The organism is Pseudomonas sp. ATCC PTA-122608 (assembly GCF_001952855.1).
In the GTDB taxonomy this organism is placed as follows: Bacteria; Pseudomonadota; Gammaproteobacteria; order Pseudomonadales; family Pseudomonadaceae; genus Aquipseudomonas.
Genome location: NZ_LPNO01000024.1, coordinates 236353 through 250558 on the forward strand (window position 1 = coordinate 236353; position 14206 = coordinate 250558).

Consider the following 14206-nt stretch of genomic DNA (forward strand, 5'->3'; position numbering starts at 1 on the left):
GATCCGCCACCTCGTTGGGGAGTAGCCTGCTTCGGATTCTCGAAGCGTTCGTATCAACATTCTCGGCAACATGCCGTGGTGCGAACACCATTTTGGTTGGTGAGACCAGCGACACATCCATGCCTGAAGTCGGGCGTGTGGTTGTGTCGTTGACTCATATAGCCCGACTGGAAGTCTTACCGTGAACCCCATTTCCCTCATCCTTCTCGCCCTTGCCATGTCCACGGACGCCTTTGCGGCGGCCATCGGTAAAGGTTCCAGCCTGCACAAACCGCGTTTGACCGAAGCCCTGCGGGCCGGCCTGATCTTTGGTGTGATCGAAGCCATCACGCCGATTATCGGCTGGGCTATTGGCCAGGCTGCCACCCGCTGGGTGCAGGACTGGGACCATTGGATCGCCTTTACCTTGCTGGTCGGCCTGGGCCTGCACATGATCTACAACGGCATGAAAGCCGATGATCCAGAGGAAGAGAAACCGAGCCAGCACTCGTTCATGATTCTTGCCGTGACGGCGTTTGCCACCAGCATTGATGCACTGGCGGTCGGTGTGGGCCTGGCGTTTGTCGACGTGAATATCCTGGTGGCGGCAGCGGCTATTGGTTTTGCGACGATGACCATGGTGACCATCGGCATGATGCTCGGCCGGGTGTTGGGGACCGTGGTGGGCAAGCGCGCCGAGATGGTCGGCGGCGTGGTGCTGATGCTGGTGGGTGCGACGATTTTGTATGAGCACCTGTCGGTCTAGACAATAGCGAAGATCAAAATGTGGGAGCGGGCTTGCTCGCGAAGGCGGTGGTTCAGCCAGCATATTGAGCGACTGACACACCGCTTTCGCGAGCAAGCCCGCTCCCCCACAAGCCTGCTCCCACAGAGGTTCTGCGGTGATTAATCAGGCCGCGTGCTTTTCTTTCTTCAAGCTCTCGATATCGATCACAAACCGATACTTCACATCCCCCTTGAGCATCCGCTCGTAGGCTTCATTGATGCTCTGGATGTCGATCATCTCGACGTCCGAGACAATCCCGTGCCTGGCGCAGAAATCCAGCATGTCCTGGGTTTCCTGGATGCCGCCGATCAACGATCCGGCCAGGCTGCGGCGCTTGAAGATCAGGTTGAACACGGTCGGCGACGGGTGTGGGCTGTCCGGGGCGCCTACCAGGGTCATGGTGCCGTCGCGCTTGAGCAGGTTGAGGAAGGCATCGAGGTTGTGAGACGCAGCCACGGTGTTGAGGATGAAGTCCAGGGAGTTGGCAACCTTGGCCATTTCATCCGGGTTCTTCGACACCACCACTTCGTCGGCACCCAAGCGCAGGCCGTCTTCGCGCTTGTTCGGCGAGGTGGTGAACAGCACCACGTAGGCGCCCATGGCGTGGGCGATTTTCACCGCCATATGCCCCAGGCCACCCAGGCCGACGACGCCAACGCGCTTGCCCGGCCCGACGTTCCAGTGGTGCAGCGGTGAGTAGGTGGTGATGCCTGCACACAGCAGCGGCGCGACCGCCGCCAGGTTGCTCTCGTCGTGGGAGATGCGCAGGACGAACTTCTCCTTCACCACGATATTGTCCGAGTAGCCGCCGAACGTGTTTTCGCCGCCAAACACCGGGCCGTTGTAGGTGCCGGTGAAGCCGTTTTCGCAGTACTGCTCTTCGCCCTCGGCGCAGGATTCGCAGTGCTGACAACTGTCGACCATGCAGCCGACGCCGGCCAGGTCGCCCACCTTGAATTTGCTGACATTGGCGCCCACCGCCGTCACCCGGCCAACGATTTCATGGCCCGGCACCGACGGGTACAAGGTGTTGTGCCATTCGTTGCGCACGGTATGCAGGTCCGAGTGGCAGACGCCGCAGTAGAGGATGTCGATTTGCACGTCGTCGGCCCCGGGGGCGCGCCGTTCGAATGTGAAGGGTTTGAGTGAGTCCTTGGAGTCACGAGCGGCATAGCTGTAAGTCTTGGCCATTTCGTTCACCTGCGTAATCAGACGTTGAAGTCAGTTGACCAGCATAGACGCTGAACCGTTCAACCGAGCACGTCCATACAATCCGCCGGGCGGCCCGGTCCCTAAGCTGACGGCTTTCGATCACGCTAAAGAGTGCTGGAGAGTGGGCATGCGCAAGAAAGTAATGACGATACCGCTGGCCTTGACGTTGTTGGCCGCACAGATGATGGGCAGCGCGTTTGCCGCAACCCCGAACGTAGCCGTGGCGCCGCAATACGACACCAGCCACGTTTATGTCGCCCCGGCTGACGTGGACCGCTTTGCCCAGAGTTTTCTCGCCACGTTCGGCGGCAAAAGCACGGCCCAGGTGGTGGTGAATGTACTGCCGGTGCCCAGCAGCACCACTTCGCAACTCTTGCAGACGCCGGCCGGCACGGTGTCGTTGTTTGGCTTCACCACACCTGTCCCGCATCCGTTCGGCCAGGAGCGTAACGGCTACCTGGTCAAGGACATGGACCTTGCACTCAAGGCTGCCCGGGAAAACGGCGCGGCGGTGATTGTCAGTGATTTTCCCGACCCCATCGGCCGTGATGCGGTGATCCAGTGGCCGGGCGGTGTGAATATGCAGCTCTACTGGCACACCAAGGCCCCGGATTACGCGGCGTTCCAGACCGTTCCGGAGAACCGCGTGTATGTCTCCAGCGACCGTGCCGACACGTTCATCAAATCCTTCATCGGGTTTTCCCACGGCAAAGTCCTGGCCGATGACAAGCATGCCCCGGCGGTCGAAATCGGCCAGGCCAGCGGCAGCTATCGCCGCGTCGACATCGAGTCGCCGTTCGGGCGCATGGCGGTGCTGGTCACCAACGGCCAACTGCCCTACCCCTTCGGCCATGAAACCACCGGCTACCAGGTGGCCGACCTGACCGACACGCTGGGCAAAGCCACGGGCTCCGGTGCCAAGGTGCTGGTCCCGGCGTTTGACAGTAAGGGCCGGCGCAGCGCGCTGGTGGAATTCCCGGGCGGTTACGTCGCGGAGATTCACCAGCTCAGCGGGGCAAAATGATCCGCACCACAGGCTGGGGCCTGGCGGTGCTGTGGCCGCTGCTGGCAGGCAGCGCCCACGCTGACGATCAACCGGCACGGCCAGCGATCAAGGCCAACCGCTGGCAGGAAGACTGGTCCGTGCTCAAGGACCCAACGCTGCGCACCCAACCCCTGGACAGCCTGAAGTACATCCCGCTGTCCAGTGCCAACCCGCTCACTTACCTGTCCCTGGGCGCGACCTTGCGCGAGCGCTTCGAGATGAATGACGCGGGCGGCTTCGGCGTGAAGAACGTAGCCCGTGACCGCTACCTGATCCAGCGATTTCAGGTGCATGCCGACCTGCACCTGAATGAAAACTGGCGGGTGTTCACCCAGCTGGAAGACGCCCGGGCCTATGACAAGACCTCAATCGGCGGCGCCGACCAAAACCGCGTCGACCTGCGCCTGGCCTTTGCCGAATACATCAACACCTTCAGTACCGGCACGTTCAAGGGTCGCGTCGGCCGGCAGGACTTTGCCTTCGACTTGCAGCGTTTCATCTCGTCACGGGATGGGCCGAATGTGCGCCAGTCCTTTGATGCGCTGTGGGCTGACTGGGAAACCTCGAACTGGCGTTTTATCGGGATCGCCAGCCACCCGGTGCAGTACCAGGACGAGCGGCACTTCGACGATAAATCCAACGCTGACGCGCAGTTTCACATGCTGCGGGTCGAGCGGTTGGTGGGTGGCAAAAATGAGCTGTCGGCCTATTACGGGGTGTATGAACGCAGCGATGCCCACTACCTGGACGGCGACGGCGATGAAAAACGCCAACTGTTCGACGCGCGGTTGGGCGGCGCGGCCCTGGGCTTTGACTGGGACATTGAAGCCATGCTGCAAGGTGGCTCGGTGGGGCACAAGGATATCCGTGCCTGGGGTGGCGGCAGCCGCGTGGGCTACACCTTCGACAGCCTGGCCTGGACACCGCGCCTGGGGCTGCAGATGGATATCGCCTCGGGCGACCGCCACGCCGGTGACGGCACAGTGGGGACGTTCAACCCGCTGTTCCCCAATGGCTACTACTTTTCCCTGGCGGGTTATACGGGCTACAGCAACCTGATTCACGTCAAGCCGTCGATCACCGTCAAGCCCATCGCCAAGCTCAGCGTTCAGACCGCCGTGGGCCTGCTCTGGCGGCAAACCACCGCAGACGCGGTCTACACTCAGCCCAACCTGCCGGTGGCCGGAACCGCAGGCCAGGGTGAACGCTGGACCGGCGCCTATGCTCAAGTTCGTACCGACTACGGGTTTACCCCCAACCTCACCGGCGCCGTCGAAGCCGTGCACTACGCGGTCGGCCAGACGCTGCGGGATGCCGGCGGGCATGACAGCAATTACCTGGGGGTCGAGCTCAAGTTCAGTTGGTAAACCCAACCAAGCACACCCGTACAAGCGCTGCCAGCGCCTGTTCGACAATAGTCAGCCTTTGCCTTCGTACTCACCCAAGGAGTTTCCATGAGCACTTTACTCACCAAAGACGGCACCGAAATCTACTTCAAGGACTGGGGCAGCGGCAAACCGGTGCTGTTCAGCCACGGCTGGCCGCTGGACGCGGACATGTGGGAATACCAGATGGAGTACCTGAGCAGCCGCGGCTACCGCACCATCGCGTTCGACCGCCGTGGTTTTGGCCGCTCGGACCAACCCTGGACCGGTAACGACTACGACACCTTCGCCGACGATATCGCCGAACTGATCAACCACCTGGACCTGAAAGACGTGACGCTGGTGGGCTTCTCCATGGGCGGTGGCGACGTCGCCCGCTATATCGCGCGCCATGGCAGCGCGCGCGTTGCCGGCCTGGTGTTGCTGGGGGCGGTGACGCCGCTGTTCGGCCAGAAACCCGACTACCCGCAAGGTGTTCCCAAGGATGTGTTCGACGGCATCAAGGCCGGCCTGCTGAAGGACCGCGCGCAGTTCATTTCCGACTTCAACACACCGTTCTTCGGCATCAACAAGGGCCAGAAAGTCTCCGAGGGCGTACTGACCCAGACCTTGCAGATCGCCCTGCTCGCCTCGCTCAAGTCCACCGTGGATTGCGTCACCGCGTTCTCGGAAACCGACTTCCGCCCGGACATGGCCACTATCGACGTGCCAACGCTGGTGATCCACGGTGATGGCGATCAGATCGTACCGTTCGAAACCACCGGCAAGGTGGCCGCCGAGATGATCAAGGGCGCCGAATTGAAGGTGTACAAGGATGCGCCACACGGCTTCGCGGTCACCCATGCCGAAGCCTTGAACGCCGACCTGCTGGCGTTCCTGAAGCGCTGAAGCAATTGCATCACCCTGCTCCACTCCTTTTGGCCGGGTTTGCACCCGGCCTTTTTTATTCAGGCGTAACGCAGCGCGCCGACCCACCGCTGGTTGAACGCTATTCGCCCGGGCCCGGCAATCAGGATGCTGGTGAAAATGATCAACAGCAGCCAGCCAAACTGCCCTTCGAGCAGTGTCCATTGCGGATGCACCACCAGCATGGCAATCAACAGCACACTCAGGATCGGCAAGCAGGCCAGGCGCACCAGCACCCCGGCAATGATCAACAGTGGGCACAGTACTTCGGCGAAAATCGCCAGCAGCAGTGTCACGCTCGCCCCAAGGTGAAAAGGATCCTCGATCACCTTCAACTGTTCGCCATAGTCCAGCAGCTTGGGCAGGCCATGGACCCACAGCAGGAACAAGCCCCCGCTGACCCGCAAAAACAGCAGCCCTGAATCCCGTGCCCATTCTTCCCGTTGTGATGCGTTCATAAGCGACCTGTTCCCGTGACGTTCACCGACTTTTTTACGCCGGAACCGGAGCCGATTGTGCGGCCACGGACGCCTCGGAAATTGCAGCGATGTGCTGACCTGGGACCTTACTCACCCGTGTCGGCAAACCCGGCGACGATCTCATCGATCACCACCCGCACCCGCGCGGTGTGCCGCAAGTCCGCGTGGGTCACCAGCCACACATCGTAGGGCAACGGCCGCGTACGCTCCGGCCACAGCCGCACCAGACCTTCCCGTTCGCCGGTAATCAGCGGAATTTCACCGATGCCCAGGCCCGCAGCGATGGACCGGCGCACCAGCAGGCTGGAGCTCAAGGCAGCGACGATGCGCCCACGGCCCAGGGGCTCGGAGACCAGGGTCATGTCTTTCTGGCTTTGCAGGTGCGGCTCGTACACCACCAGGTCGTGCCCTTCGAACACGCTACCCGGCTCCGGTACGCCGTGACGGTCGATATACGCCTGCGAGGCAAATAGCCCCACCGGCCAGCGGGCGATGCGCCGGGCGATCAGGTCGGGGTTGTCCGGGCGGGTGTTGCGCACGGCGATGTCAGCTTCACGCTTGGCCAGGCTCAGGATCTGGGTCGAAGCGTCCATCTGCACGCGCACGTCAGGGTGCGTGTCGTGCAGCCGGGCGATGGCCGGGATCAGGAAGTCGATGGCCAGGGAGTCGGTGGTGGTCACCCGTACGGTGCCGGTCAGGCGGTCGTCCAGGCCCTGGACCTGACGTTCCAGTTCAATGGCCGAACGCTCCATTTTCTCCACTGATTGCAAGGCGGCCTCACCCACGGCCGTCAGCGCATAGCCTTCGGAGGTGCGCAGAAACAACGTCGCGTTCAAGGATTTTTCCAGGGCATTGACCCGCCGCCCTACGGTGGCCTGATCCACCCCCAGCACCCGCGCGGCACCGCGCGAAGTGGACTCGCGGCACACCGCGAGAAATACCCGGGCATCGTCCCAGTTCATGGCTTCTCCCTTCGATGCAGTTTTGCATCATTGTGACGTGTAATCGCAGCATTATTGCATCACTCATCAGGACTATGCTGGGCACCAGAAAAAATACCCAGGATCGCCAGCAGGCTGAACCGCTCGGTAACGGGCGCGGTCCCAACCCACACGTTCATTGCTACAGGTGCACTCAAATGACTCTGCCCCACGAAATGACCCTGATCGAAATCACCAGCCCCGGCGGCCCCGAAGTCCTGCAACCACGCCAGGAGCCGGTACCTGTCGCCGGCCCCGGCGAAGTGCTGATCCGCGTACACGCCGCCGGCGTCAATCGCCCGGACGCCCTGCAGCGCGCCGGCACGTATCCGATGAAACCCGGCATGAGCCCGATTCCCGGGCTGGAAGTGGCCGGTGTGGTGGTCGCCCTGGGCGAAGGCGTCAGCGAGTTTGCGTTGGGCGACAAGGTCTGCGCCCTGACCAATGGCGGCGGGTATGCGCAGTACTGCGCGGTGCCCGCCAGCCAGACCTTGCCGGTTCCCGATGGCCTGGAGTGGATTCAGGCGGCAGCGATCCCGGAAACCTTCTTCACCGTGTGGGCCAACCTGTTCGGCATCGGCGGCGCGCACAAAGGCCAGCGCGTGCTGATCCACGGCGGCACCAGCGGCATCGGCACCACCGCGCTGATGCTCTGCCGCGAGTTCGGTATCCAAGCGTTCGCCACCGCCGGCAGCGCAGAAAAATGCGCCGCCATCCGCGAGCTGGGGGCCGAGCCGATCAACTACCGGGAACAGAATTTCGCAGAGGTCATCGCCGACAAAACCGCTGGCAAGGGCGTGAATGTAATCCTCGACATCATGGGTGGCTCCTACCTGAACGACAACATCAGCGCCCTGGCCATGGAAGGTCGACTGGTGATGCTGGGCTTCCTGGGCGGCGCACGCGCCAAGGACATCGACCTGCTGGCAATTCTCGGCAAACGCGCGATCGTTACCGGCTCGTTGTTGCGCTCACGCACCCGGGAAGAAAAAGCTGCGATTGCCGCACAACTGCGTGAACACGTGTGGCCGGTGCTGTCGGCCGGGCGCTGCCTGCCGATGATCGATGAGGTGTATGCCTACACCGACGCCGCGAAGGCCCATGCGCGGATGGAAGGCGGTGATCACATAGGCAAGATCGTGCTGCGGGTGGATTGAGAAAACGCTGCGGGTCAGGCCTGGGTTTTCAGCAGGGCCTGATACGCTTGCGCCTCGGCGAACAACCACTCGGAAAACTCCCGCTGCTTGTTCGCCGCACGCTCCCGTGGCGGCCACACCAGCCAATACGGATAAGGGTACGGTGCGGTGATCTCACTCAACTGCACCAACTCACCTCGCCCAATGGCGTCCTGCACCAGGCTGCGCCGATCCAGCGCGATGCCCTGCCCCAGCCGCACCGCCTCCAGCACCAGGTTCGAATCGTTGCTGCACAGGCCCTGACGCTCAACCGCCATGTCCACACCGGCCGCCTGGCACCAGGGCAGCCAGGATTCGGTGCTGTGAATTATCCGGCTCTCGATGATCTGCGCGGGCGTGCACGGCAGGTGCCCGCCGTTGAAGTGTGGCGCCGCGACCACCACCAGTTCGTCATGAAACAGTAACGTCTGCTCCACGCCCTCCCAGTCGCCCTTGCCCATGCGAATGCCGATATCCACCGACTCCTGATGCAGGTTGGAAACCGTCAGGCTGGCTTGCAGGCGGATGTTGATGTCCGGGTAACGCTGCTGAAACGCCGGCAGCCTGGGGATCAACCAGGCGCGGGCAAACGAGGGGATGACGGCCACCACCAGCTCGCCCATTTTCGGCTGGGCCTGGATCGTCAGGGTAGCGTGCTCAATGTCCGCCAGCGCCTGGCGGATTTGCAGCGCGTACAAGCGGCCATCCTCGCTGACACGCAGCCCGCGACCTTCACGCACAAACAGGGTAAGGCCGACCATCTCCTCCAGCGCCTTGATCTGCTGGCTGATCGCCTAGTGGGTGACGTGCAATTCCTTGGCGGCCAGGGTCACGCTCCCAAGCCTGGAGGTGGCTTCGAAACTGCGCAGTGCGGTCAAGGGCGGGAAAGCGTTCATGTAAGCGTGACTAACCTTTGGTGATAAAAAAGATCAATATTGCAGGGTTGAATCCGCCGATAAAGTAATCTGAATTTAACACCGCGGTAAATGGAGGCTTCATGAAACTGGTCGGCATGCTGGACTCGCCCTACGTGCGCCGCGTGGCAATTTCCCTGGAGCTGTACGGTGTCGCGTTTGAACACCAGGCACTGTCGGTGTTCAGCACCTTCGATGAGTTTTCCAGGATCAACCCGGTGGTCAAGGCACCGACACTGGTGCTCGACGACGGGACGGTGCTGATGGATTCCGGCCTGATCCTCGAATACCTGGAAGCCCTGGCGCCGGCTGACAAAAAGCTGTTGCCCCAGCAAACAGTGACACTTGCCCGGGATCTGCAAGTGATCGGCCTGGCGCTGGCCGCGTGCGAAAAAACCGTGCAGATCGTCTACGAACACCACCTGCGGCCCGCCGAAAAACTGCACCAACCGTGGATCGACCGCGTGACCGGGCAACTGCTGGAGGCTTATTCGTTATTGGAGGCGTTGGTGGCGGCGCGCGACAGCAACGCGCCGCTGACCCAGGCGAGCCTGACCGTGGCGGTCGCCTGGTCCTTCACCCAGCTCAAAATAGCCGACGTCGTGAAGGCCGATGCGTTCCCGCACTTGCAGCGCCATGCGGCACGTGCGGAACAGCATTCGGCGTTCCGCAAGTACCCGACCGAGTAGCCGCGTTTACCCGGCGTACACCGGGTAATCGGTAAAGCCCACTTCCGTGCCGCCATACAGGCCGGCAGCGTTCAACGGGTTCAGCGGCCAACCGTTGAGCAGGCGCTGGGGCAAGTCGGGGTTGGCAATGTATGGCCGGCCAAATGCAATCAGATCCGCCAGCCCCGCCTCCACCAGCCGCACACCGCGCTCTGCGGTGTAGCGGCCGGCGTAGATGATCCGACCGGTGAAGGTGTCGCGCACCGCCTGGCGGAACGACTCGGGCAATTCCGGCGCGTTGTCCCAGTCAGCCTCGGCGATGGACACGTAGGCAATGCCGGCCGCCTCAAGCACCTTGATCGCCTCAATGTAGGTGTGATGCGGATCTTCCTCGACCAGGCCAATGTAAACCCGATCCTGATCAGTGCCGCTGAACAACGGCGCAAAGCGCACACCCAGGCGTTCCGGGCCGACCACTTCGGCCACCGCCTCGACGATTTCCCGCAAAAAACGCAGGCGATTGTGCAGCGAGCCACCGTATTCATCTTCGCGCTGGTTGGAATGCGCCGAGATGAACTGGTTGACCAGGTAGCCGTTGGCCGAATGAATCTCCACGCCATCAAAGCCGGCGGCCAGTGCGTTTTTTGCAGCCTGGGCATACAGCCCCACCAGTTCCTTGACCTCGGCAGTAGCCAAGGCGCGGGGCTCTGGCGGCTGCACCAACTCACCGGTGCCGGGCCCGGTTGCAACGAATGCCTTGGCTTGCTGCGGCTGGATCGCCGACGGCGCGACGGGTGCTGCGCCGTCGGGTTGCAGATCGTGATGGGACACGCGGCCGACGTGCCAAAGCTGGGCGAAGATCACGCCGCCTTCGGCATGCACGGCATCGGTCACGGTACGCCAGCCGTCGATCTGCTCCGGCGTGTAGATGCCCGGGGTCCAGGCATAACCCTGGCCGCGGGGCTCGATCTGCGTGCCCTCGCTGACCATGAAGCCGGCGGTGGCGCGCTGGCGGTAATAGAGCGCCATCAGGTCCGTGGCGATATCACCGGGCTGGGCACTTCTCTGGCGGGTCAGTGGCGGCAGGACAATGCGGTTTTTCAGGGTGTGGTGCCCCAGTTTGATCGGGGTACCTAAAGCGCTGTTACTCATGATGGGGGTCCAGAGACGAATTTTGGGCGTGCAGAAGTGGCCGGCTCCCGGTCAGGGGAGCCGCCAATCACTTACTTTTGGGGGATTTAGCGGGTTACGCGGTCAGCTTCAACAGCGCTTTGGCGACGTCACTGGAACTGGCAGGATTCTGCCCCGTGACCAGCAGGCCATCTTCAATCACAAAGGACTGCCAGTCGGCACCCTTCTCGTACTTGCCGCCCAGTGCCTTGAAATCATCCTCGATCAGGAACGGCACCACGTCGGTCAGGCCAACCGCGGCTTCTTCGGAGTTGGAGAAGCCGGTGACGCGTCGGCCCTTGACCAGCGGCTCGCCGTTGACGGCCTTGACGTGACGCAAGGCGCCCGGGGCGTGGCACACAAAGCCAATCGGCTTACCGGCACGCTCGAAGGCTTCGATCAGGGAAATGGAGGTTTTCGACTCTGCCAGGTCCCACAGCGGGCCGTGGCCGCCTGGGTAGAAAACGGTGTCGAAGTCGCCGGCGTTCACCGACTCCAGCTTCAGCGTGGTGGCCAAGGCCTGCTGTGCCGCCGGGTCGGTGGCGAAGCGGCGGGTCTGGTCGGTTTGCGAATCCGGCAGGTCGCTGACCGGATCCAGCGGCGGTTGCCCACCGGCTGGCGAGGCCAGGGTCACATCGGCCCCGGCGTCCTTGAACGCGTAGTAGGGAGCAGCAAATTCTTCGAGCCAGAAGCCGGTCTTGCGGCCGGTGTCGCCAAGCTGGTCGTGAGAAGTCAAAACCATCAATACTTTCATGTGCCAGTGCCTCGGGGTGATATGGGTTGGAATGGAATGAAGCTTAGGAGCCTGGCCAAAACCGCACAATGTCATGTCCGCAAGGATTCCGGACATTGTGCCAAGCCGGTTGCCGTTTACCGGTTACACGCCGACAATCACCGCTCCGCGCCCCTTGGAGAGATGAGATGCACAGCATTGCGCTGATGGTTTACCCGAACTTTCAATCCCTCAGCCTTAGCCTGGGCTCGGTGTTCGAGTGCGCGAATCTGCTGCGGGGCGAGCAGGCGTATGAGTTTCACCTGGTGTCGGAGAGTGGCGGCCCGATCATGACGTCCCAAGGGTTCTCGGTGAACAGCACACCGATCCGGCCCGAGGGTTATGACACATTGATCGTCAGCGGCTACCTGGAGTTCCAACTGCCTGATGCCAACCTGCTGAAGCTGGTCCAGGCGGCCTCCAAGCAGTCCCGACGGATTGCTTCGCTGTGCATGGGCATCTTCGTGCTGGCCGAAGCCGGGTTGCTCGAGGGCAAGCGCGCCACCACCCACTGGCTGCATGCGCCGGCGTTCGCCAAGCGTTATCCGCAGATTCGCCTGGAGGAAGACAAACTGTTTGTTGTCGACGGCCAGATCTGGACCGGCGCCGGCATGAGCGCCGGGGTGGACCTGGCGCTGGCGATGGTGGAGAACGACCTGGGCAGCGACCTCGCCCGCCGCATCGCGCGCAAGCTGGTGATTGCCCAGCGGCGTGGCAGCGAACAGTCGCAACTGTCGGCGCTGCTGGAACTGGACCCCAAATCCGACCGTGTGCAGTTGGCCCTGGCCTATGCCCGGGAGAATCTGACTCACGACCTTTCGGTCGAAGCGCTGGCGGCCGTGGCGCGGCTCAGCCCGCGCCAGTTCAGCCGGGTCTTTCGCGAGGAGACCGGGCAAACCCCGGCCAAGGCCATCGAGTCCCTGCGAGTAGAAGCCGCGCGAGCGATGATGGAGACCAGCCGCCATCCGGTGGAAGTGGTCGCCCGCGAGACCGGGTTCGGCGATCGCGAGCGCATGCGCCAGGCGTTCCTGCGCGCATTCGGGCAACCGCCTCAGGCGATGCAGGCGGCGCTGTTCAGTGCAGGGGCTGGCGCAGCGTTCAGCTGATGCCTCAGTGCAACGCCGCCCGGGTCACGAGGAAGCTCAGCAGGTTCGGTTCATCATCCAACTCAATGGCCTGCACCGGACGGGGCAGGTTATCCAATACCGTGCGCCAGAACGCCTGGCTCACTTCATCCTGATCATAGAAACGCACCAGCCAGTTCGCCTCGCCACTGCTCAAGACCTGAGTGGCGATGGCGCGGCCAATTCCTTTGCGGCGATAGCGTTTCAAGATGAACAGGTCTGCCAGTTCCAGCGCGTCGATCCCGGGGAGTTCGCTGCCTTCGATCAGCAGAAAGCCGGCGATAAAGCCGTCGACCAGCAATAGGTTGGCGCTCCACTGCGGGTCTTCCCAGTAGCGGGCCAGGTGCTCCTCATGGATGTAGAAACGCCCGTCCACCTCGACGTCTTCCTGTTCCCAGTCCGAGGACTCGTAGGCGTAGAACTGGTAAAGGTTGGCGATCAGCGCGGCGTGTTCCGGGCCGGTTTCGATCAATTCGACGGTGGTATCGGGGATTGCAGGCATGGGCATCTCGGCAAAAAAACAGGGCGCCATTGTCAACAAAGCCACAGGCAATGCCAATACACCGGCAAAGCTTTCTGTTGGCTGAACAGATCACAGTTTTCTCTTGTCAACTACAAAATCATTACAAAGTTAGACTAAACTCCGCGCCACTTCCCTCCCTTCGTTTTCAGGATAAGTACTTTGACAAACGTCTGCACCAGCGGCCTCGATGTCGGCTTTGCGTCCCTGGATTACCTGCAAATCGGCATTCTGGGCATCATTCAGGGCATCACCGAATTACTGCCCGTGTCTTCCACCGCCCACATGCGCATCGTGCCCGCCCTGCTCGGCTGGCCGGATCCCGGCTCGGCGTTTTCCGCGGCCATGCAGTTGGCTGCCTTGGCGGCAGTGGTCAGTTACTTCTGGAAGGATGTGCGCCAGGTCACCGTGGGCAGCATCAGCGCGGTGCGCCAGGGCGACTACAACAACCAGTGGTTCAAGCTGGCGGTGGCGATTGTGCTGGCGACGATTCCGATTGGTATCGCCGGAATTGCCTTGTCGTCGACGCTCAACTCGTGCAACTCGCCGTTGCGCGGGCTGATGGTGATCGGAATTTCCTGCCTGGTGATGGCCGTGCTGCTGGCCGCGGCCGAACTCAGCGCGAGGCATAAGCGCACGGTGGGCGAAATGCGCCTGCGGGATGCGCTGATTGTCGGCATTGCGCAGATCGGCGCGCTGATTCCCGGGGTTTCCCGCTCGGGCTCGACCCTGACCGCCGCACTGTTCCTCAATTTCAAGCGTGAAGAAGCGGCGCGGTTTTCGTTCCTGCTGGGCTTGCCGGCAATCGCGTTGGCGGGGCTGAAGGAGCTGTGGGTGCTGTTCCACGCCGACCTGCCCGCCCATGCCTGGCCGCATTTGATCTTTGGCCTGGTGGTTGCCAGTGTCTCGGCGTTCTTCGCGATCTGGGGCCTGATGAAGTTCCTGGAGCGGTTTTCCACCTGGCCGTTCGTGATCTACCGTGCGGTGCTGGGGGTGTTCCTGATTGTGGCGGTGAGCACCGGGTTCCTGTAGGAGCGAGCTTGCTCGCGATGGTCGTTAACGATGACGCGTCCAGCCTGAATAAACACGG

General features: G+C 62.2%; 14 protein-coding genes, 1 pseudogene and 1 riboswitch. Of the genes and pseudogenes, 8 read left to right on the forward strand and 7 right to left on the reverse strand.

Going from position 1 to position 14206, the window contains the following annotated elements; all coding sequences use genetic code 11:
• Positions 1 to 4 precede the first annotated feature (4 nt).
• Positions 5 to 171: riboswitch (yybP-ykoY riboswitch) on the forward strand.
• A gap of 10 nt (positions 172 to 181) precedes the next feature.
• Positions 182 to 745: a manganese efflux pump MntP gene (gene mntP, locus AU074_RS21155; RefSeq protein ID WP_076016376.1), complete on the forward strand. Its 564-nt coding sequence runs from the start codon at positions 182 to 184 to the stop codon at positions 743 to 745.
• Between the two features lie 144 nt (positions 746 to 889).
• Here mntP and AU074_RS21160 read toward each other — a convergent pair whose 3' ends face one another.
• Positions 890 to 1957: an NAD(P)-dependent alcohol dehydrogenase gene (locus AU074_RS21160; protein WP_076016377.1), complete on the reverse strand. Its 1068-nt coding sequence runs from the start codon at positions 1955 to 1957 to the stop codon at positions 890 to 892.
• A 148-nt stretch (positions 1958 to 2105) separates the two neighbouring features.
• On the opposite strand from AU074_RS21160, the gene AU074_RS21165 reads away from it, so the two are divergent.
• The 3 genes from AU074_RS21165 (at position 2106) to AU074_RS21175 (ending at position 5296) form a co-directional block, all read left to right on the forward strand.
• Positions 2106 to 3002, forward strand: a complete 897-nt coding sequence (locus AU074_RS21165; RefSeq protein WP_076016378.1) for a glyoxalase — start codon at positions 2106 to 2108, stop codon at positions 3000 to 3002.
• Complete coding sequence (locus tag AU074_RS21170; RefSeq protein WP_076016379.1) at positions 2999 to 4390, forward strand: alginate export family protein; 1392 nt, start codon at positions 2999 to 3001, stop codon at positions 4388 to 4390. Before AU074_RS21165 ends, AU074_RS21170 begins: the two co-directional genes overlap by 4 nt.
• A gap of 87 nt (positions 4391 to 4477) precedes the next feature.
• Positions 4478 to 5296: an alpha/beta fold hydrolase gene (locus AU074_RS21175; protein ID WP_076016380.1), complete on the forward strand. Its 819-nt coding sequence runs from the start codon at positions 4478 to 4480 to the stop codon at positions 5294 to 5296.
• Between the two features lie 59 nt (positions 5297 to 5355).
• Here AU074_RS21175 and AU074_RS21180 read toward each other — a convergent pair whose 3' ends face one another.
• On the reverse strand, positions 5356 to 5772 hold the full coding sequence (locus tag AU074_RS21180) for a DoxX family protein (protein WP_076016381.1): 417 nt from the start codon (positions 5770 to 5772) through the stop codon (positions 5356 to 5358).
• Between the two features lie 107 nt (positions 5773 to 5879).
• Complete coding sequence (locus AU074_RS21185; RefSeq protein ID WP_076016382.1) at positions 5880 to 6755, reverse strand: LysR family transcriptional regulator; 876 nt, start codon at positions 6753 to 6755, stop codon at positions 5880 to 5882.
• A gap of 176 nt (positions 6756 to 6931) precedes the next feature.
• On the opposite strand from AU074_RS21185, the gene AU074_RS21190 reads away from it, so the two are divergent.
• Complete coding sequence (locus AU074_RS21190) at positions 6932 to 7930, forward strand: NAD(P)H-quinone oxidoreductase (RefSeq protein WP_076016383.1); 999 nt, start codon at positions 6932 to 6934, stop codon at positions 7928 to 7930.
• A 14-nt stretch (positions 7931 to 7944) separates the two neighbouring features.
• On the opposite strand, the pseudogene AU074_RS21195 reads toward AU074_RS21190, so the two are convergent.
• Positions 7945 to 8844, reverse strand: a pseudogene (locus AU074_RS21195) (LysR substrate-binding domain-containing protein).
• 101 nt (positions 8845 to 8945) lie between these two features.
• Between AU074_RS21195 and AU074_RS21200 the strand changes: the two are divergent.
• Entirely contained in the window at positions 8946 to 9551 is a 606-nt protein-coding gene (locus tag AU074_RS21200) for a glutathione S-transferase (protein ID WP_076016384.1), read from the forward strand.
• Between the two features lie 6 nt (positions 9552 to 9557).
• On the opposite strand, the gene AU074_RS21205 is transcribed toward AU074_RS21200, so the two are convergent.
• On the reverse strand, positions 9558 to 10682 hold the full coding sequence (locus tag AU074_RS21205; protein ID WP_076016385.1) for an alkene reductase: 1125 nt from the start codon (positions 10680 to 10682) through the stop codon (positions 9558 to 9560).
• 94 nt (positions 10683 to 10776) lie between these two features.
• A complete protein-coding gene (locus tag AU074_RS21210; protein ID WP_076016386.1) occupies positions 10777 to 11454 on the reverse strand; it encodes a type 1 glutamine amidotransferase domain-containing protein in 678 nt (225 codons plus the stop codon).
• A 167-nt stretch (positions 11455 to 11621) separates the two neighbouring features.
• Between AU074_RS21210 and AU074_RS21215 the strand changes: the two genes are divergently transcribed.
• Positions 11622 to 12578, forward strand: a complete 957-nt coding sequence (locus tag AU074_RS21215) for a GlxA family transcriptional regulator (protein ID WP_076016387.1) — start codon at positions 11622 to 11624, stop codon at positions 12576 to 12578.
• 4 nt (positions 12579 to 12582) lie between these two features.
• Here the strand turns inward: AU074_RS21215 and AU074_RS21220 are convergent, their stop codons facing one another.
• Positions 12583 to 13089: a GNAT family N-acetyltransferase gene (locus tag AU074_RS21220; RefSeq protein WP_029616027.1), complete on the reverse strand. Its 507-nt coding sequence runs from the start codon at positions 13087 to 13089 to the stop codon at positions 12583 to 12585.
• Between the two features lie 189 nt (positions 13090 to 13278).
• Here AU074_RS21220 and AU074_RS21225 point away from each other — a divergent pair, with 189 nt between their 5' ends.
• Positions 13279 to 14148, forward strand: coding sequence for an undecaprenyl-diphosphate phosphatase (locus AU074_RS21225; protein WP_017475366.1), 870 nt, complete (start codon positions 13279 to 13281; stop codon positions 14146 to 14148).
• The last annotated feature ends 58 nt before the right edge of the window (positions 14149 to 14206 follow it).